The sequence below is a fragment of the Brevundimonas phoenicis genome (assembly GCF_047237745.1).
Taxonomy (GTDB): Bacteria; Pseudomonadota; Alphaproteobacteria; order Caulobacterales; family Caulobacteraceae; genus Brevundimonas.
The window spans coordinates 2,339,478-2,355,897 of the sequence record NZ_JBDFLN010000001.1; the positions used below are offsets into that span (position 1 = coordinate 2,339,478).

Sequence of the window (16,420 nt, forward strand, 5' to 3'; positions counted from 1 at the left end):
GAAAGGTCTCATGGACCCCAACAATCAATCTGAACAAACGCTCGTCCTGATCCTTGGCGAAATCAAAGGCCAGCTTGGCACCTACATGAAGTTCATGGAGACCTTGCAGGAGAAGCACGACAGTCTGGAAAGCCGCGTTCGTGGCGTCGAGAACTTCAAGTTCTGGATCATGGGCGCAGCCGCCACAGTCGGCGGCATCGCCGGTTTCATCGTCGATTTGGTGAAGCCATGAGCGACCGCGCCTCTGAAAAGGAACTCGACCAGCTTCACGCTGTCGTCGCCATGCTGCTGTCCAATGAACTCTCTCGCGCCTGTATTCGCGCCGAGGAAAATCCAAGCGATCCGGGCAAAGCGATCTCGCCGCAACTGATCGCCCAAGCCATCAAGTTCCTAAAGGACAACGGCGTCGCCGCATCGGCTTCATCGCCGCGCCTCGACGACCTCACGGCCAAACTCGCCGACCTCGACCTCGACGATGAGGTGCTGTCGAGGATGACGCCGCAATAACCCAAGCCCCTTGCTGACCGACCGCTCGCTTTCACCGGTGGCGGTTGGGTCATGCCCTCTACTGTTTGAAACAACGCACTGAAACGCCGCGCGAAAAGCTCCAGCGGTCCTTCATCAACTTCGTTCGCTACGTCTGGCGATACGTCCTCGGCCTCCCCAAACCGACCCGCATTCAAGAGGACATCGCCCGCTATCTCGAAAGCGGCCCGACCCGGCGCGCTATCGAAGCCCTGCGTGGGATCGGCAAGTCCTTCATCACCTGCGCCTATGTCGTGTGGTGTCTCTGGCGCGATCCGCAGAAGACCGTCCTAATCGTCTCGGCCGGTGAAAGCGGCGCCGCTGACAACGCCAACCTCATCAAGTCGATCATCTTCCACGAGGCGGGCGATCAGCTATGGGCCGAACTCCGTCCCGGTCGCGATCAGCGATCCTCGACGCTGGCGTTCGATGTCGGCCCGGCCAAGTCGAACAAGCAGCCTTCCGTCAAATGCCTCGGAATCACCGGCCAGTTGGCGGGCAACCGCGCCGACATCCTGATCGGCGACGACGTTGAGAACCAGCGCAACTCCGCGACCGAGGATCAGCGTGACAAGCTGCGCCACGCCACCTCCGAATTCGGCAAGATCATCAAGCCGCTCGACACGTCGGAGATCATCTACCTCGGGACGCCCCAGACCGAAGAATCGATCTACGGCGGCCTGCCCTCTCGCGGCTACGATGTTCGCATCTGGCCTGCCCGCTATCCCCTGAAATCCAAGCTCGCAAACTACGGCGATCACCTCGCGCCGCTGCTCCGCGCCGATATCGAGAAATGCGGAACGCTCTGCGATCCCACCGGCCTGTCGCTTCTGGGCGGCGCCCCGACCGATCCTGACCGCTTCACTGACGCCAAGCTGCTCGAAAGCGAAATGGACGGCACGGCGGCCGAGTTCATGTTGCAGATGATGTTGGACACGTCGCTGTCCGACGCCGAACGCTTCCCGCTCAAGACTTCTGACCTGATCGTCATGAACGTCGATAAGAGCCGTGCACCTGTCGCACTCTCCTACACGTCCGCCGACGATAAGCAGATCAAGGACGCGATGCTCCCGAACGTCGGCTTCACCGGCGACCGGTTCTTCTCCCCGTTCAATGTCAGCGAACATTGGGCCGACTACACCGGCTCCGTCATGCACATCGACCCGTCTGGCACGGGCGCCGACGAGACGGCCTACGTCGTCACAAAGTTCCTCAACGGCAAGGTGTTCGTCACCAAGTGGGGCGGCGTCGCCGGTGACGGCGGCTCGCCTGAAACGCTCTCCAAGCTGGCGGCTATCGCAGCCGAGCAGGAAGTCCGCGCAGTCATCGTCGAAGACAACTTCTCGGACGGCATGTTCCGCCGACTGCTGACGCCGGTCCTGATCGCCAAGCACACGTCGAAATGGCGTTGCGGTATCGACGGCGTGAAGGTCCACGGCATGAAGGAAAAACGGATCGTCGGCGCACTGGAGCCGGTGATGAAACAACACCGTCTGGTCATCGACCGAGAGGTTCTGAAACTGGACCTCGCCGTCTCCGACCGGATCAAGTCGGGCGTCTTCCAGATGACCCACATGACCGCCCAACGCGGCGCCCTCAAGCACGACGACCGCATCGACGTGCTGGCCTTGGCTGTCGAATATTGGAAACAGCATATGGCCATCGACGCCGCACAGGCCGAGGCCGACCATCGCAAGAAGCTGGATCGCGAGTTCGAGAAACGCTTCTTCGCTGGCACGGCCATCAGCCCGCTATTGAACAAGCCCGGCCGCCAGCGCGGGGCCGGAAGGCGGATGCATTAACACCAGAATGTCTTGAAAAGGGCCGCGTCCTCTTCGATCTCAAACCAGTAGGTAGTGAAGGCGGGCGGCGAAGGCCGCCCGGCCAGCAGGTCGTCAATCGCAGCGTCGATGCTCGTGCTGGCGTCTTGCGACCAGTGGTTTTTGATATTCTGGCTCAACCAGATGACGTGCTTTGTGAGTTGGGTGACTTCACCATTGAGAGGAATGTCCACCCGGTAAGGCGTTGGCTTGTCCATCACTTCACCACCCGGAACTGCGGAGCCGCGCCGTTGGGCTTGCCGCCCTTGATCGGCGTGTCCTTGATCCACTTCCGCCAGACGGTCATCCCGGCATACTCGCCAGTCGTCGGCTCAACCTCTTCCCAGCCGGGAATTTCCCGTTCGCTGTGACGCCAGTGGCCAGCACGGTCATGAGGCTCCGGCGAAGCGTGAGTGCCGCCTCCGACTGCGACGCCTCCGATGTAGACCTTCTTCTTGAGGTGGATGACCTGCATGTCGGGGATAGTCCCTTCACCCCGCTTGGCGCGCGCCGTTCGAAGGGCGGCCATGCCATTTGACGCAGCGCGCACGACGTATTGGACTTCCGGCTTGGCGAGCAGTTCGAGAGCGACCGTGGCCAGCCAGATCATCGGCCACGAAAAATTGCCGATAGGACCAATGTCCTCAAAGACCATCCACTTGCCTTTGAAGTGCGCCCCATGGCGATCATCCATACCAAAGGTCGCGACCGAGACTCCGAGACGTTCAGAGATCGCACTCTCCAGCAGGACTACGGAAGTTTCGCCCGCATGAACCTCGGAGTCGAACACCAGAGCGACCCGCTCCAGATGCAGGCTCTTCATCAGGTCAATCGTCGTTTGCACGGGCGGTTCGCCCCACGCCTCTGCGGCAATGTGGTCGGAGTAGCCCGCCAGCATCGTTCCAAAATGGTAGCTGGGATGCGAGATAAGAACCTCAAAGTTCTCGCGGTTTTCTCGCAGCGGCGAACCTGCCTCGAAACTTTTGTCCGGTTCAAGGACGAGATGCTGACCGCGATAGCAAGCCTCAACGAGGTCGTGGAACGTCTTGGCCAAATGGGTGTCTCCGTCGTCGTTTCCGATGACTCATGACATCACACATTCTCAAACTGTCGAGCATTTTACCCGACTTTTCTGATACTTACGCCACACACATCACCCAGAGCCAAAGATTGTCTCATGGATCGTCAGGGGGTCAATCAGAATGCCGGAAGTTAGGCTTCGACAGGCTCGCGATCTTCGTTGCCGGTCGTCTGGTCACGCATGGGTCGGGCGTCCGAAGCTGTCGTAGTATCGCCCGGTTTCGCGGACGGTTCGCTGGATAGCCTCTTCAGCCTCTTCGACCGAAGCAAAGCCATCTGCGACGCTCAACCATCGGAGCGGCGGCATGACCACAAACAGACCCCCACGCAGCGGTTGATAGGACTGTTCGATCTTCCAGCTTCGGCCGTCGATGGACGGCAGGATGCGATAACCGCCGGGCTTCATTTCGCGGCGTCCTTCTTCGGAGCCTTGCGAGCCTTCACCTCCGCCAGCTTCGCAGCCGTCAGGGCCTCTACCTTGGCGGCCAGACCGGCGACGGTGGCGCGCAGGGCCGCGATGTCGCTCGACAGAACCATCGTGCGCGAATGGAACTCTCTATCCCGCCGGTCCAACTTCAGACGAAGCGTCTCGACATCTTCGGCGAGGGCGCGGCTGGCGATCAGGTTCTCCAGCGCGTCGATCCGACAGCGCAGCCAATAGATGACATCTGCGACGGTCGCCGTTGGACCCAGATGGGGACGGCCTTTTTGTGCAGCGTGGATGATTGCTGCGCGAAGGTCAGCGACGTTCGCAGCGAGTTTCGGCAGGTCGATGCCGCCGGTGAGAAGTTTCAAGATCATCGCGTATTTAGTCAGCGACGATCCGTGCTATAGCTGTTCAGAACTTTGGGGAGATCATCATGGGATTGTTCAGCGCACTGTTTGGCTCGACGCCGCAAAAGCGCGACACGCTTCCGCGCAAGCCAAGCAAAGCCGAGGCCATGAAGGCATGGGGCGAGAAAACTAAGCCGGGTAGCGGCAACTACGTTCCGAAGCACAAACGCTGACGGCCTTTGTCAGCCGCGACGCCGCTTAGACTAAAATAGGTTGTCGGGCTGTGCGGGGAAACCGGTGAACGGCTTTGCTTCGCACACGCCTTCTTCAGTCGTGTCGGGCGTGTTTGGGAACATCCGCTGATCGAAATATTTCCCGGTTTTCCGATTCACGAAGAACTGCGACCAGATCATTCCGCCCGGCGCCGATGTGTTTGTCGTATTTCGAAAGGCAATCACATCCGAGTTGATTTCGGCGATTGCTACTGTCGCCTCGCAATCGTCGCGGCAAAATTCACGTCGATCCAAATCAACCCTCAAATGCTGCGTTGTGGGCGATGAAGCCGAACCGTCGTCCGAATATAAACGACGTTCGCCCACGCAAACCAAATCAAACTGTCTCAGCGCATCGGCAGCAGCCGGGGTCGATAGGGCGGAAAGAGCAACGGCAAACAAGGCAGATTTCATGCCATGGGTGTGCCAGAGCTTTGCCGAAACGTCCATCTACCCGATCAGGCCCGGACCTCCATCAGGTCGCTGAACCGCGTAGTATATCGCGGCGACCGATTGTTCGCCCGCGTAGACCATGGCGTCACCTGACGTATCCCGCCGGGCCGCAATGTCCCCCGACCGAACCGAGCGTTCACCGCATCAAGAGCGGTCATCAGCTTCTCCGACCTGATCGGATCAACAGTCGGCAACAGGTCGCGCGGTGCATCCGCTTGCGCCTGTAGGTCCAGCAGGACCACACCGGCCTTGGCGAACTTCCGCCCGTCCTGCCACATGGACCGACCCGCCGCGACGGCCTGACCGATGATCGCGAAACTGTCGGCAGTCGGCTCGATCTCGAACGACCGCTGGCCGTGATACCACTCGCTCCCATCGTGGGGGTGCGTATGGATGAAGACCTGCATGGCTTGGGCCACAAGCCCATTCTTTCGACACTTCTCCGCAGCGCGTGAAGCGTGGGCTGCCAACGCCTCGCGCATGTCCGTCCACGTCTCGACCGGCCGCCCGAACATCCGTGTCACGCTGACGGTTTGCTTCTGATCCGGCGCCAGCGTGAGCGGCATACAGGACACCCCGTTCAACTCGGCATGGGTCCGCTGGCCGGTGACGGTCATGAGCTTCCTGACGGATGCGGAGGGAAGATTGGCGAACTGTTCGACCGTGAAGATGCCAAGGTTGTTCAGCTTCGTCCGACTGGCCCCGCCGACACCCCAAATCTCGTCGATGGGCATGGTCGCGAACGCCTCGCGCCGGGCGTCGAGGTCGCTGAAATCCGTGACGCCGGTCGCCGTCTTCGCGTGTTTGTTCGCCAGCTTCGCCAGCGTCTTCGTCGGGCCGATCCCGATGCAGGTTGGAATCTTGGTGATCCGACGAACGCGCTCTCGCACCCGGCGGCAGTAGTCCGCCCGCGCGAACTGCGTCAGGTCCAAGAACATCTCGTCGATGGAATAGGGTTCGACCCTCGCGAAACTCTCCGACAGAACCTCGTAAACCCGGCGGCTCATGTCGCCGTAGAGCGCATAGTTGCTGCTCTTGGCGATGACGTTCCGATACTCCGGCTTCCGTTTCGATAGGTGCCAGACCTCGCCCATCTTGATCCCGAGGGCCTTGGCTTCGGCCGATCTGGCGATGGCGCACCCATCGTTGTTCGACAGCACGATCACCGGCTTGCCGATCAGGGTCGGGTCAAAGGCCCGCTCGCACGAGACGTAGAAGTTGTTGCCGTCGATCAAACCGAACATGTGTCACACGTCCGTCCTGACCAGAGCGGCGATCATCGCCCAGACTTCGGTATCGTCACTGACAGGTTGGGGAGCGTCGTTCGACGGTTCCAGCCACCATTCGCCATCCTTCTCCGTGAGGATCGCAAGGACCACATCACCGTGCAGGAACGCTACGCAGACCTTCCCAGACGATGGCTCTGCGTCGGTGTTGACCACGAGGATGTCGCCGCCATGGATGCCGCGCTTCCTCAGACCCTCGCCCTTGACCCTCACGGCGTAGCGTTGGGGCCGACGTAGCTCCAAAAGTTCCGCCAGATCGGGCACCGCTTCGACGTGATCCTGCGCCGGGGATTGGAATCCCGTCGTCTCGTCACCTCTGTAAGCGGCTGCACCCATCCAGCCTCAATGTTCTCTTTCCGTTCCGGTTTCAAGATGACTTGGCGTGGTCGTCCACAGCGGCTACGGATCGACGTTATGAAACGCTTTGCCCTGATCGCCGTGTTCGCCCTTTTCGGTTGCAGCCAGAAGCCGCCCGAGCCTCCGAAACCTCTTGAGTGGACCTCGCTTCCAGACGGCAGCAAGACCAACATCGGTGAAGGCTTCGTCGCGGAAGGTCAGTTCTTCGACGGGCCGTCAGCCGTGATGCGTTGCTGGCCTATGTCGGCCGGAGGGTTCGACTGCCTCGTGGCCACGCGACAGACTTACAGCTTCATGTATTTCAGTCGAACGAAGACGGAAAAGCTGCCCGAGCAATACCCTTTGCTGGTGGGTTCACCTGTCGGCTACCAATGTGCCGCCAGTCCCGATGGTGGCTGGCAAGAGTCCATCCATTCGGATGCTGGGGAAATCAAGTTGAGCGTTGTCTCGGCTTTACAACATCCTCGTCCGTCAAGCTGGACGAAGGCGGAAGTCGAGAAGGTGTTCGCCGATAATGCGATCCAGCCGGAGAGCCATTGGCTCAACTGTCGGAACATTACGCGGGTTGTTGGCAGCACCAGCCTCGCCGCCGTCGCCTCCACGGAAGTCACCCGCGAGGTCGTCGGCGGCTAACCGGCCTTATCGCATCGACGTTTGGTTGGTCGTGATGACCCGAATAAACTTTCCGTCCGCATCGAACAGGAGAGCCGCTGACCGAGCGTCGGCGGTTCCCCACGCGGTGCCAGTGGAATGCAGCCACATCAACTGCGTCTGACCGTTCGGAAGCGTTGTGCGACTATTCGGCTGGCCCAAACGGGCGATCACGTCCGTCATCGGGGTTCCAGCAGCGATCTGATCCACGGCCGCAGGATCATAGTTTGTGCCGACTGAGACGCATCCAGCCGTAGCGGCCGAGAGCGTGAGAGCCGCAATGGCTGTCGCAAGCTTTTTCATCTCATTGCTCAGTTGGTGGTGACTGCGAAGACGACGACGTTGGACTCGCTCGTCAGGACGGCGCACTTCACGTCGGCGATGATGACGTGAGCGATCTGCGTCACGTCACGAGGATTCTGTATGGTGATCCGGCCACCAGAGCTTTCCGTGCTTTCGATGTAGAACGGAGCGTTGGGGGCGACGATTAGGGCACCCTTCATTTGTTCTTTGAACTGCCGAGCAAACTCAGGGGGAGCCGGTGCATCCCACTTGAAGTCCGTAGCAAGGCCGCGACCGAAAAGCTTCTGGTCATATCGGGAAGAAATGCTGTCGAAAATCGCGTCAACGTCACGATTTATCTTCACGATCTCCCAGCTTGCGCCGTAGGCGTTCTGACCCATGTAGGTGCCATTCGGTGTATCGACGGAAGATATGGCCAGACCGACCACATTGCTTCCCATCGTGTATCCGGCTGGCTTCACCGGCGAGGAATAGAACGCGCTGAACCAGTCGATGCCATAGTCGGAACCGAAGATGCGAGAGTCGATTACGAACTTCCGCGCGTCTGCGTTGTAGACTGCATACTCCTTGTTGAGATCAACAGAGATAGCGAGGCTCGTCGGCATCGTCTGACGAGCCGCAGCGACGCGGGCTTCAAACGCGGCAGTGGTCTCAAACTCATCTTTCACCAAGGGCGCCGAACGGAGCAGTTCAGAGGCTGCATCGAACGTGATCGGTTCGATTGTGGTGTTGAGCATGGCATCACAAGCGCGCTGTTGGGCCGACGCTGCCGTAGCAACGGTCGCCGCGCAAAAAGCGAGCGCAAACATCTTCTTCATAGGAATCTCCCCCGATCTCGGGCGAACCTCGCACAAAGATCGAAACTATCCCAGATTGAAATTTGGGTCGCGTATCCGAAGTGGGGAATAAGCGTGTCCCGCAACTGTCAGCCCCCCGGTGGGGGTATCGTCCGGGGACCGCCCTGCCCGACGCTGGCCAGCGCGGGACGGCATAGGCGATGCGCGGGGAGCCGCGTTCCTGATTCCGATGCGATGCCTTGGCACGGTTTCGGGCACGGTCTGCCCTACCCTCTCGTTAACCGCTTGAGATCGCTTGGCCTCGTTCCCGTAAGACAGGGCACATAGGGTCGCGCCTGATCGTCAGGCCCAATGCTCCAGCACATCGAGCGACGATCCTCGCGCGTGATCTAAACGCGCGCGCGATGGGCCTCGACCCTGCGCGGGTTAGACCCTGCCTTTTTTCGTTGACGACATTTTTTGCGTTGACAGCAACCATTCGTCGATTCACGTTTGGGGTATCGAATGACTCAACGCAAAGGTTGTCCTCAATGCTTACCGAACTGCCCGGCGACTTCACCCGCCTGATCGAACTGACCGGCGGCCACTATGACCTGACTGTCTGGGTCCGCCCGGATGTCGATCTCGACTCCACCTTCGAAGCCATCTGCGACGTGACCGGCGACCGCCTGTCGGTCAACGGCTGGCTGTTCTGCGAAGCCTAAACCCGCGTCAACGCAAACAACGGATTAAAACAATGAAAACTGACATCTACCAAACCGTCACGGATTCCATCATCGGCATGCTTGAGGCTGGCGTCCGCCCTTGGGCGCCGCAATGGGAGGCCGGATCGTGCGGCCTTCCTGCGATCCCGACCCGCGCCAACGGCGAAGCATATCGCGGCATCAACGTCGCGCTTTTGTGGGGCGCGGCCGAAATGAAGGGCTATCGTCACCACACTTGGATGACCTTCAATCAAGCTAAAGAGCTTGGGGGATGCGTCCGCAAAGGCGAGAAATCATCGCCCGTGATCTATTGGGGTTCGTATTCCAAAGAGGATGAAACCGGCGAGGAAGAAACCCGGCTGTTTGCCAAGGGCTATGCGGTTTTCAACGTCGAGCAAATCGACCATTTGCCGGAACGCTTCTATGAGGCCGCGCCGGTTGCTGCGACGGCCGAACGCATCAAGCTCGCCGATCAATGGGCGGTCGGGACTGGTGCCGAAATCAGACACGGCGGGTCTAAAGCGTTCTTCTCGCCCAAGTCCGATCACGTCCAAATGCCGCCTTTGGAGGCATTCTATGAACGCGAAGCCTATTACGCGACGCTCGCCCATGAACTCACGCACTGGAGCGGGGCCAAGGCCCGCCTTGATCGCCAGTTCGGGAAGCGGTTCGGCGATAAGGCGTATGCGTTTGAGGAATTGGTGGCCGAAATGGGCGCCGCCTTCGCCATGGCTCGCCTTGGGATCGCGGTTGAGCCTCGCGAGGATCATGCGTCCTATCTGGCGTCATGGCTCAAGGTTCTGAAATCCGACAAGCGCGCGATCTTCACCGCCGCGAGCAAGGCTCAAGCCGCTTGTGACTTCCTTTTCGACCTCGCCGATAAGGCCCCAAAACAGGCCATAGAGCGGCCTTCAATGGCCGAGGGCGTCATCTATCTGCCCGACCTGTCGGGAGGCTCCAGCGCGCCGGAAATCGAGTCCCACGGCGACGATGACGACACAGACCCGACGCCGCCCGTCGCGCCGAAACGTCCGCCTGTCTCTACCCATGTCGCGGCCGGGTCCCTGTCCAAGCTGACGGCGGTTGCAGGGGGAGGCATTAGTGCCTCCCGCCCATTCCATCCGCGCCGTGATCCGAGCTTGAGCGAGTTCTTGAGCATCCGAGGCATCTGCGACGACGGCGGCGAGCTAAAGGCCCGCGACCTCGACCGCTGGCATCGCGAGGCACCTTTCAGGCGCAAGCTTGTCCGGGCCGATGGCGTGTCGCTGGAGACTGCCGCGCGTCAGGCGTGGGAAGCCGGGTATTTCGATGATGTCGCGGTTCCGGCTTGGGATAGTAGCGACAACATGCATCCAGTGACGCCGGAGATGTTGATCGCCGCGCTGGATCGCGAGCTACGCGAGGACTACGCCGCGATGTGGGGCGAGCATGACGCGGAGTTCTTAGCATGACTTTGGAATGCGGACGGCTTGCCGTCCGCGACACCTGCGCTAAACCTGCCGACTTGAAGGGGGCAAATCATGCGAAGAATCATCATCGCCGCAGCATTCGGAGGGGCCTGTCTCGCCGGATGCGATCAGCAGTCAGCGGAGCCGGTCGGCAAATACGTCATCTATCAGGAAGCCGGGGTAGCCGGTTCGATCCGGCTCAACACCGTGACGGGCGAGGCCCACATGCTCATTCCGAGCGACACTGAAATGATGCACAACGGAGTGACCCTTAACGGCAAGCCGCTCGTCTGGCGCAAGATCGCGAACAGCAACGCGAACTGATCGCCGAAAGATATGGCGGCCATCCAGCACATCCGACTAAATAGGTCCATAACCTGTTTCGCCGTGTGCAAGACGTGCAAACAGGGCCGCTTAGATATTGGATAAATATGGATAGGATCGTATATTAGGTTCTGTCATCAAATCCGAAAACTTAAGGCCCTGCGATCTTGCACATCGCGGGGCCTTTTGTCCATTTGGATTAAGATGATTCCTTTCAACCCTGTTCAAGATGTCGTTGAACATCTCGACATGATCGGCAACGATAAAGCCCTTCTCTTCTCCTTCATCAAGAAAAACCCCGACTTCGTGCGTTGGTGCGAGCGGATCACGGAGACACAGTATCGAAGCGTCTCGACGGCCGTCACGCCCCTGCCAGCGTTCGACACCGTGACCGCGCTCCAGACGACCGTCTTTGACAACTGGACCGGCCATGAGAAGCGCGGCCCGTATCAATATGGCGTCGAGGTCAAAGCCTATACCGCCGACACAATCACGAACTGGAAGCGTCCGAACTGGAAGGCCAGCGCGAAGATGTGGCCCGCCGCCGACGCTGTGAAGATCGCCAAGAAATCCAAGGTCGAGTTCAGCGACATCACCATGCAGAAGATCGAGGGTCTGTCTGCCGAAGGTCGCGGCTTCGTCGGCGTGATGAAGCACGTCAGGCCGGGTGAAGGCTCGCCCTACAATGACGAACACGTCGTCTGGCTGGACCTTGAGGGCGATCCTGCCTGTCTGATCCACGCACCCTCGTTCCAAGCGTTCACGGCGCCGTTCGACGCTCGCGACGCCAAGGGCAAGGGTCTGGTCGGTAATGCCGTCCTGCAATCCCGCTCCGCTTCGTCGCCGGGCCTCGTCGGGTGGTCCACCGGCTCCGCTTCGCCCTTGTAGTTTCTGGGGAGCAGGTCGCTCCCTCTATTACACTCTTCAATACCTACTATAGTAATAGAGGGAGAACCCCTCCTGAAATACGGGCCTTTGGCCGTTCCCTCTATAATAGAGGGAGACCCCTCAAATACGGTGTTTCGACCCTTATTTTGGCTCCCTCTATAATACAGGGCGTCACGCGCTCGCATCCTGCTCGGCGCCTGACCTTCCTGAACTACGGGGGAGCGGGGTTGCGGCGGCGGCGAGGCGGCGAACGTGCCGTTGTGACCGTATCGGGGCTGTGCTATACAGGTTTCGTGGCGGGGTATTCCGCACCGGGCGCACCTGACGCCCACCGATATTGAAACACCCTTACAAATCTATCGGAAACACACGCGGCGTTGCCGCGTCAGGAGTATCACTATGACTGAACCCGACCTCGATGGTCTGGTCTGCGAAGACGACTTGGAAGCGATGGTTGCGGAGCGACTGGCAGACGTGCCGCATTTCTGGTCAGGCGATCATGATTTGCTGATCGACCACCTGTTCACGCCGACGCGGGTTTACGAAGCCTCGACCGATTGCGAGTTGGTGGGCGGGACTATCGACCTTACGGACTACGCGCGGCGGCTCGGGACGCATCCGCACCATGTCCTGATTGATTATCGGCATCGTTGGGCGGCCTATGATTGGGCCATGGAAAATCTGTCGGGAGGGCTGACGGTTCTCCGATCCGATAGCGTCGGGACGCACCCCGATAACCTTTCATCGTTTGAATGGGTGATCGTCGAGACGGCGGGCTTGGGCCTCTGCCTGACGGGTCAAATCAGTGGCTGGCTCGGGCGCGATCCTCCGCAGGTGTTTTTCTTCAAGGACAAGGCGCGGGCGACGCTGTTCAAGACCTTCGCCAGCGACTGGCTGGCAGGATAGCCGGGGCTTTAACTTTGCTCGGGTTGGCCTGAAACTCGCGCCATGAACCTGTCCGACGCCTTCGACCTATACGTCTTGCCCGCGCTGGCCGAATATCATGCGGCCGAAGTCGCATTGTCAGCCGACGAGCCAGACGCGGAGCTATTAGTCAGGCGCCGGAGCCGCCCGGCGGCGGTCGAGCTTCACCAGTTTGCAGATCGCGTTTTCGACGTTCGCCCTTCGTGGCTTCCAGCGGTCAAGGAAGTGAAAGACGTGCGGGACTGGCTTGCCTCTACCCTCACCGGCGTCGCCGTGGCCGATGTAGGTTTGGTCGGCGATGTTGCGGACGGCTTCAAGCACGTCACTCTGACGCGCAAGTCTGCACGGACTCAGGGTGAGGCGTCGTCCACCGTTCAATCCATGGGCTACGGGCGCGGCACCTACGGCGCCGGGAAGTATGGCGGCGGGCGGCAGATGGTCATCACCACAAACGATGGCCGCGAGCGTCAGCTTTCCTCGATCCTGCTGCACGTCGCGAACGGCTGGCTTGCGGCCCTCGGACGGCCGTCGATCAAGTCACTGGCGGACCTGTCTGCGTAGGCCGTGACAGCGGTTTAGGGGTCGCTGACTAAATACAAACATAGCCGCACCGACGAAGGTCAAGTCGTCAGGTCGGGCCGATGTTTGTGACGTTCTCCGCAGCCTGAACAGCTTGTTCGTCATCACTGAAAGGCCCCTCCGATCTTGACCATCGGCGGGGCCTTTTTGGTTTCCGATTATGACGACCCCATTCCATTACGACGGCCAGCCCGTCACCGCAGCGGAGGCCGCCGCGATCATCAACGACCGCCGGGCGGAATGGCATCGTAAGCGGCTCGACCGTGCACGAGGTCGTGACGAACGCGGCTCGAACATTCTGCGCCAAATCTGGACGATGATCCGGGGGCGCGCATGATCGCACCGCCAACACCCGGCGCGTATGTCGCCCGTTGGAAGGACGGCCACCCGCCCGAGGACATCATGCAATGGTTGCGCTGTGCTGGCGTGTCTCCCCACACCCGCGCATTTCATATGGTCAGGAACAGCGCACCTAAAAACGGCGCGCGTAGCGTGTCGCGGCAGGTCGAGGTCCACTTCGACAACGAGATGGACGCCTTCATGTGCTGGATGGCGTTCAGCGACGACCTCGTTGAGCAGCCGAAGAGGGTTGCACCATGACCCGCACCTATACCGACGCCGAATTGACGCCTCGGATGCTGGCTCAAAAGCTACTGCTATTCAGCCGCGCCGACGCCAACGCCCAGAACACCCGGTCGGAGATCAGCAAGACCCGGACCCGGCTGCACGAGCTTGAGAACGCCTTGGTCACGCTGGACGCGGAGATCACCGAAGCGGCCGAGTTCTGCGAAGCCTACTTTCTGCGTCACGGCCGGATGGACTAACAGCATTCAGGTGTTGACCGCGTAGCTCAGGACAGCGGGCTGAATGTCTGCCTCCCAACTCACGGCCATATCGGGATACATCCGGTTCGCTTGCCCGGCGGGGCGTCCCTTTTTCAGCCTATAGTCACCCGCCGTTATCCGTCGTTCCGGGTCGCCGGGGATGCTGTAGGCGATGATCAATCGGAACCGCCAACCAGCGGCGGCGGTCTCGTCGTTTGGTCCGAGAAGCACCGGTTCGCTGCTTTGACTTGATTGGTCGGGGAACAGGATGGGTGCGGGTGATATCAGCAGGGCGGCTGTCTCACATGCATCGTAAAGCGATACATCATCGTCTTTGACGAGCTTGAATAGGTGCACGACGCGGATTGCCGGAGTGTTGCCGACGTTGGTCCACCGCCAGTTCAGGTCGATTTCCAACGCGCCATCTCGGACCTCGATGGTCAGGTTTTGGTCGATGAAGTGCTGTATCCACGGACGTTCGCTCATCAGCGCGATCCGAGCAGCCACGGCTGCTGCATCTGCGCCTTTCGCGGCCGCCCTTACCAACTCCTGATTGCTCCGCAACTGCGCCCAGATGAACAGGAGACCGACGACGTTCACTCCTATAGCAACCCAGCTTGCGACTGCACTGGCCCAAGCGTGCCCAGCCGCTGCCTGTGCAGCCCGAAGGCCGTCTAAAGCTACTGCGTCCATCAATCGTCCTCGCGGAAGGTCACATCAAGCTGTGCGGCGCCCGCGCCCCTTCATCACCTTGTTGAAGTCGATGTCGTAGCCAGCCTCGTCCAACTCCTCTGCGAGTTTCCTTTGCCACCCGCCACCGGCGTCCAAGTCCAGATAAACTACGCCGTTGTAGTCGGACGGCCACTCGACATCGCCCTTGCGGATGGCCGCTACACGTCCCCGCCCCAACTTCCCGATGAAGTAGCCAAGCTCCAGCACGACGTTCTGCCGCGCTCGCGGATGGAGAAGGTCATCGCCTACAGCCCGGCCAACATCATCCGGCGTGAACAAGACGATTGCGAAGCCGACATCACTGAAGGCTTCCAGCTTCTCGATGATCGTGCGGCCCTTGTTCCGCTGCTCGTGTAGGATGATCGCTTCAAACCCGAGACCCTCGACGAACCGGGCGACCATCACGGGCGCCGCTTCATCGTGCCCGTGAACGATGAAAACCTTCGTGGTGTCGAACTCGCCGGGAGAGGCTTGCTTCTGAGGCTTGGCTCGCGCCTCAACATAAGTCCGATAGTCGCGTTCAAAGGGAACGATGGCTGAAGTGACAAGCTTCCGAAGGTCTGCGCTGTATTTCCCGCCACCGTAGTAGAAGGTGTGAGCGAAGTCCGTCAGCCAATCGGGGTTTGCGGCCCCGCGTTCGATCAGTATCAAAGTCAGTCCGAGCATCTCGGCCTTATCTGACGGCCAATCCAGAACATCACTGCCGACCATTCCGCCAGCGCGTTCCTGACCCTCGAAGGCGTCGAAATCGACCTCTGCCTTCAAGGCGTCGTTTATTGATCGAAGCTCTTCGTTATCCAACGCCGCAGCCAGTTCCCGAAGTGGCCGCTGATAGGTGTTGTAGTCAGCGGATTGCAGACTGAGCACCGCGTTTCGAATGTCGGTCAAAGCGTTCACGATTGATCTTCCAGTCGCGAAGCCGCTGCTTTGTCGAGTATCGCTTGGCGATATTTCTCTTTCATTTGGTCTGCGATGTTTTGGATCGCATCGTTGTGCGAGTAGCTGGACGCCTTCTCGTCAACCATCGTTTCCATTTCAGCGATTGCCCGCTCGATTTCCCCCGGATCGCGTGGATTGAACTTCACCTCTCCGAGGTGTCCGTCGATCTCCTTGGCGAACTTGGATAGTTCGTCCAGCTTCCGCGAAAGCTTGTCGAGGCCAGTGATTTTCACGCCCGATTGTCTCCTGCAATTCTTCGGATACCGAAGATACAGCGAGCAAGGTCGCGTTCGCCACGTCAATGTCTCCGGCACAGAGCGGTGCGAACCATGCCAGACCGTGCCAAGCCCGGCGGTGCGGGCCTGAAAATCGTGCCAACCGTGCCAAACCATGCGGCACGATATTGATTTCGTTTACGAAAATGGGGAGCGGGAAAACCGTGCCAAGGGCCAGATTTCCCCGCTGGAACCGTGCCAACCGTGCCAAAAACGGGCCATTTGGCGCGCTTGGCACGGCACGATCCGGCCAGATGGCCGTAAGTTATTGATTTTTCGAGGGATGGCTGGCGGAGACGGAGGGATTCGAACCCTCGGTACCCCTTACAGGGTACGACGATTTAGCAAACCGTTGCCTTCAGCCACTCGGCCACGTCTCCGGCAGGCCGCGTGGATAGCGAGTCGCGCGGCGCTTCGCAATGCGGAACTGACGCGCTTTGTGTTAACCCGGCATAAGAGTGGCAT

Annotated in this window: 25 protein-coding genes and 1 tRNA gene; 14 read left to right on the plus strand and 12 right to left on the minus strand. The window is 59.9% G+C overall.

The genetic code is table 11. From position 1 onward, the window contains the following. Positions 1-10 precede the first annotated feature (10 nt). From ABC419_RS11570 to terL, 3 genes are all read left to right on the plus strand, one after another. The gene (locus tag ABC419_RS11570) at positions 11-232 is read left to right on the plus strand and encodes a hypothetical protein (protein ID WP_128116623.1); all 222 of its coding nucleotides are present in this window, start codon (positions 11-13) and stop codon (positions 230-232) included. Further along, on the plus strand, positions 229-507 hold the full coding sequence (locus ABC419_RS11575; protein WP_128116622.1) for a DNA packaging protein: 279 nt from the start codon (positions 229-231) through the stop codon (positions 505-507). The genes ABC419_RS11570 and ABC419_RS11575 overlap by 4 nt, the downstream gene beginning before the upstream one ends. A gap of 65 nt (positions 508-572) precedes the next feature. Continuing rightward, entirely contained in the window at positions 573-2,327 is a 1,755-nt protein-coding gene (gene terL / locus ABC419_RS11580; RefSeq protein ID WP_412877409.1) for a phage terminase large subunit, read from the plus strand. Here terL and ABC419_RS11585 read toward each other — a convergent pair. The 4 genes from ABC419_RS11585 to ABC419_RS11600 all read right to left on the minus strand — a co-directional run bounded on the left by ABC419_RS11585 (position 2,324) and on the right by ABC419_RS11600 (position 4,220). After that, complete coding sequence (locus ABC419_RS11585; RefSeq protein WP_174085339.1) at positions 2,324-2,563, minus strand: hypothetical protein; 240 nt, start codon at positions 2,561-2,563, stop codon at positions 2,324-2,326. The two genes, terL and ABC419_RS11585, sit on opposite strands and share 4 nt — an antisense overlap. Next, entirely contained in the window at positions 2,563-3,399 is an 837-nt protein-coding gene (locus ABC419_RS11590; RefSeq protein WP_412877408.1) for a hypothetical protein, read from the minus strand. The genes ABC419_RS11585 and ABC419_RS11590 overlap by 1 nt, the downstream gene beginning before the upstream one ends. Positions 3,400-3,600: 201 nt before the next feature. Further along, entirely contained in the window at positions 3,601-3,831 is a 231-nt protein-coding gene (locus tag ABC419_RS11595; RefSeq protein WP_412877407.1) for a hypothetical protein, read from the minus strand. Next, on the minus strand, positions 3,828-4,220 hold the full coding sequence (locus tag ABC419_RS11600; protein ID WP_412877406.1) for a hypothetical protein: 393 nt from the start codon (positions 4,218-4,220) through the stop codon (positions 3,828-3,830). Before ABC419_RS11600 ends, ABC419_RS11595 begins: the two co-directional genes overlap by 4 nt. 65 nt (positions 4,221-4,285) lie before the next feature. Between ABC419_RS11600 and ABC419_RS11605 the strand changes: the two genes are divergently transcribed. After that, complete coding sequence (locus tag ABC419_RS11605) at positions 4,286-4,432, plus strand: hypothetical protein (protein WP_252865872.1); 147 nt, start codon at positions 4,286-4,288, stop codon at positions 4,430-4,432. Positions 4,433-4,462: 30 nt separating this feature from the next. Here the strand turns inward: ABC419_RS11605 and ABC419_RS11610 are convergent, their stop codons facing one another. Genes ABC419_RS11610 through ABC419_RS11620 form a run of 3 tightly spaced genes read right to left on the minus strand, consistent with a single transcriptional unit; the run spans position 4,463 to position 6,546 of the window. Then, complete coding sequence (locus ABC419_RS11610; RefSeq protein WP_412877405.1) at positions 4,463-4,921, minus strand: hypothetical protein; 459 nt, start codon at positions 4,919-4,921, stop codon at positions 4,463-4,465. Between the two features lie 8 nt (positions 4,922-4,929). Beyond that, on the minus strand, positions 4,930-6,168 hold the full coding sequence (locus ABC419_RS11615; RefSeq protein ID WP_459562593.1) for a Y-family DNA polymerase: 1,239 nt from the start codon (positions 6,166-6,168) through the stop codon (positions 4,930-4,932). 3 nt (positions 6,169-6,171) lie between these two features. Beyond that, positions 6,172-6,546, minus strand: a complete 375-nt coding sequence (locus tag ABC419_RS11620) for a LexA family protein (protein WP_412877403.1) — start codon at positions 6,544-6,546, stop codon at positions 6,172-6,174. 78 nt (positions 6,547-6,624) lie between these two features. On the opposite strand from ABC419_RS11620, the gene ABC419_RS11625 reads away from it, so the two are divergent. Further along, positions 6,625-7,200: a hypothetical protein gene (locus ABC419_RS11625; protein WP_412877402.1), complete on the plus strand. Its 576-nt coding sequence runs from the start codon at positions 6,625-6,627 to the stop codon at positions 7,198-7,200. Positions 7,201-7,529: 329 nt separating this feature from the next. On the opposite strand, the gene ABC419_RS11630 is transcribed toward ABC419_RS11625, so the two are convergent. Next, complete coding sequence (locus ABC419_RS11630; RefSeq protein ID WP_412877401.1) at positions 7,530-8,339, minus strand: hypothetical protein; 810 nt, start codon at positions 8,337-8,339, stop codon at positions 7,530-7,532. 509 nt (positions 8,340-8,848) lie between these two features. Between ABC419_RS11630 and ABC419_RS11635 the strand changes: the two genes are divergently transcribed. The 9 genes from ABC419_RS11635 to ABC419_RS11675 all read left to right on the plus strand — a co-directional run bounded on the left by ABC419_RS11635 (position 8,849) and on the right by ABC419_RS11675 (position 14,009). Continuing rightward, positions 8,849-9,022, plus strand: coding sequence for a hypothetical protein (locus ABC419_RS11635; protein WP_292077064.1), 174 nt, complete (start codon positions 8,849-8,851; stop codon positions 9,020-9,022). A 32-nt stretch (positions 9,023-9,054) separates the two neighbouring features. Continuing rightward, on the plus strand, positions 9,055-10,473 hold the full coding sequence (locus ABC419_RS11640) for an ArdC family protein (RefSeq protein WP_412877400.1): 1,419 nt from the start codon (positions 9,055-9,057) through the stop codon (positions 10,471-10,473). Between the two features lie 69 nt (positions 10,474-10,542). After that, positions 10,543-10,794: a hypothetical protein gene (locus tag ABC419_RS11645; RefSeq protein WP_412877399.1), complete on the plus strand. Its 252-nt coding sequence runs from the start codon at positions 10,543-10,545 to the stop codon at positions 10,792-10,794. Between the two features lie 249 nt (positions 10,795-11,043). Further along, a complete protein-coding gene (locus ABC419_RS11650; RefSeq protein ID WP_412877398.1) occupies positions 11,044-11,682 on the plus strand; it encodes a hypothetical protein in 639 nt (212 codons plus the stop codon). A gap of 399 nt (positions 11,683-12,081) precedes the next feature. Continuing rightward, entirely contained in the window at positions 12,082-12,588 is a 507-nt protein-coding gene (locus ABC419_RS11655; protein ID WP_412877397.1) for a hypothetical protein, read from the plus strand. Between the two features lie 42 nt (positions 12,589-12,630). After that, the gene (locus ABC419_RS11660) at positions 12,631-13,167 is read left to right on the plus strand and encodes a hypothetical protein (protein WP_412877396.1); all 537 of its coding nucleotides are present in this window, start codon (positions 12,631-12,633) and stop codon (positions 13,165-13,167) included. Positions 13,168-13,345: 178 nt separating this feature from the next. Beyond that, entirely contained in the window at positions 13,346-13,522 is a 177-nt protein-coding gene (locus ABC419_RS11665) for a hypothetical protein (protein ID WP_412877395.1), read from the plus strand. Next, positions 13,519-13,785 (plus strand): hypothetical protein, encoded by a 267-nt coding sequence (locus ABC419_RS11670; protein WP_412877394.1) that lies wholly within the window; start codon positions 13,519-13,521, stop codon positions 13,783-13,785. Before ABC419_RS11665 ends, ABC419_RS11670 begins: the two co-directional genes overlap by 4 nt. Beyond that, positions 13,782-14,009, plus strand: coding sequence for a hypothetical protein (locus ABC419_RS11675; protein ID WP_412877393.1), 228 nt, complete (start codon positions 13,782-13,784; stop codon positions 14,007-14,009). Before ABC419_RS11670 ends, ABC419_RS11675 begins: the two co-directional genes overlap by 4 nt. Before the next feature lie 6 nt (positions 14,010-14,015). On the opposite strand, the gene ABC419_RS11680 is transcribed toward ABC419_RS11675, so the two are convergent. From ABC419_RS11680 to ABC419_RS11695, 4 genes are all read right to left on the minus strand, one after another. Further along, on the minus strand, positions 14,016-14,609 hold the full coding sequence (locus ABC419_RS11680) for a hypothetical protein (protein ID WP_412877392.1): 594 nt from the start codon (positions 14,607-14,609) through the stop codon (positions 14,016-14,018). 117 nt (positions 14,610-14,726) lie between these two features. Then, positions 14,727-15,638, minus strand: coding sequence for a TIR domain-containing protein (locus ABC419_RS11685; RefSeq protein WP_412877391.1), 912 nt, complete (start codon positions 15,636-15,638; stop codon positions 14,727-14,729). Beyond that, positions 15,635-15,913 carry a YuaX family protein gene (locus ABC419_RS11690; protein WP_412877390.1) on the minus strand — a complete coding sequence of 93 codons (279 nt, stop codon included), beginning with the start codon at positions 15,911-15,913 and terminating at the stop codon, positions 15,635-15,637. The genes ABC419_RS11685 and ABC419_RS11690 overlap by 4 nt, the downstream gene beginning before the upstream one ends. A gap of 330 nt (positions 15,914-16,243) precedes the next feature. Beyond that, positions 16,244-16,335, minus strand: a tRNA-Ser gene (locus tag ABC419_RS11695). Between the last annotated feature and the right edge of the window lie 85 nt (positions 16,336-16,420).

Excerpts from the sequence above, each read along its gene's own strand:
- ABC419_RS11570 (WP_128116623.1), top strand. The coding sequence starts at position 11 with ATGGACCCCAACAATCAATCTGAACAAACGCTCGTCCTGATCCTTGGC.
- ABC419_RS11575 (WP_128116622.1), top strand. The coding sequence starts at position 229 with ATGAGCGACCGCGCCTCTGAAAAGGAACTCGACCAGCTTCACGCTGTC.
- ABC419_RS11585 (WP_174085339.1), bottom strand. The coding sequence starts at position 2,563 with ATGGACAAGCCAACGCCTTACCGGGTGGACATTCCTCTCAATGGTGAA.
- ABC419_RS11595 (WP_412877407.1), bottom strand. The coding sequence starts at position 3,831 with ATGAAGCCCGGCGGTTATCGCATCCTGCCGTCCATCGACGGCCGAAGC.
- ABC419_RS11605 (WP_252865872.1), top strand. The coding sequence starts at position 4,286 with ATGGGATTGTTCAGCGCACTGTTTGGCTCGACGCCGCAAAAGCGCGAC.
- ABC419_RS11610 (WP_412877405.1), bottom strand. The coding sequence starts at position 4,921 with ATGGACGTTTCGGCAAAGCTCTGGCACACCCATGGCATGAAATCTGCC.
- ABC419_RS11615 (WP_459562593.1), bottom strand. The coding sequence starts at position 6,168 with ATGTTCGGTTTGATCGACGGCAACAACTTCTACGTCTCGTGCGAGCGG.
- ABC419_RS11620 (WP_412877403.1), bottom strand. The coding sequence starts at position 6,546 with ATGGGTGCAGCCGCTTACAGAGGTGACGAGACGACGGGATTCCAATCC.
- ABC419_RS11625 (WP_412877402.1), top strand. The coding sequence starts at position 6,625 with ATGAAACGCTTTGCCCTGATCGCCGTGTTCGCCCTTTTCGGTTGCAGC.
- ABC419_RS11630 (WP_412877401.1), bottom strand. The coding sequence starts at position 8,339 with ATGAAGAAGATGTTTGCGCTCGCTTTTTGCGCGGCGACCGTTGCTACG.
- ABC419_RS11635 (WP_292077064.1), top strand. The coding sequence starts at position 8,849 with ATGCTTACCGAACTGCCCGGCGACTTCACCCGCCTGATCGAACTGACC.
- ABC419_RS11640 (WP_412877400.1), top strand. The coding sequence starts at position 9,055 with ATGAAAACTGACATCTACCAAACCGTCACGGATTCCATCATCGGCATG.
- ABC419_RS11645 (WP_412877399.1), top strand. The coding sequence starts at position 10,543 with ATGCGAAGAATCATCATCGCCGCAGCATTCGGAGGGGCCTGTCTCGCC.
- ABC419_RS11650 (WP_412877398.1), top strand. The coding sequence starts at position 11,044 with ATGATCGGCAACGATAAAGCCCTTCTCTTCTCCTTCATCAAGAAAAAC.
- ABC419_RS11655 (WP_412877397.1), top strand. The coding sequence starts at position 12,082 with ATGACTGAACCCGACCTCGATGGTCTGGTCTGCGAAGACGACTTGGAA.
- ABC419_RS11660 (WP_412877396.1), top strand. The coding sequence starts at position 12,631 with ATGAACCTGTCCGACGCCTTCGACCTATACGTCTTGCCCGCGCTGGCC.
- ABC419_RS11665 (WP_412877395.1), top strand. The coding sequence starts at position 13,346 with ATGACGACCCCATTCCATTACGACGGCCAGCCCGTCACCGCAGCGGAG.
- ABC419_RS11670 (WP_412877394.1), top strand. The coding sequence starts at position 13,519 with ATGATCGCACCGCCAACACCCGGCGCGTATGTCGCCCGTTGGAAGGAC.
- ABC419_RS11675 (WP_412877393.1), top strand. The coding sequence starts at position 13,782 with ATGACCCGCACCTATACCGACGCCGAATTGACGCCTCGGATGCTGGCT.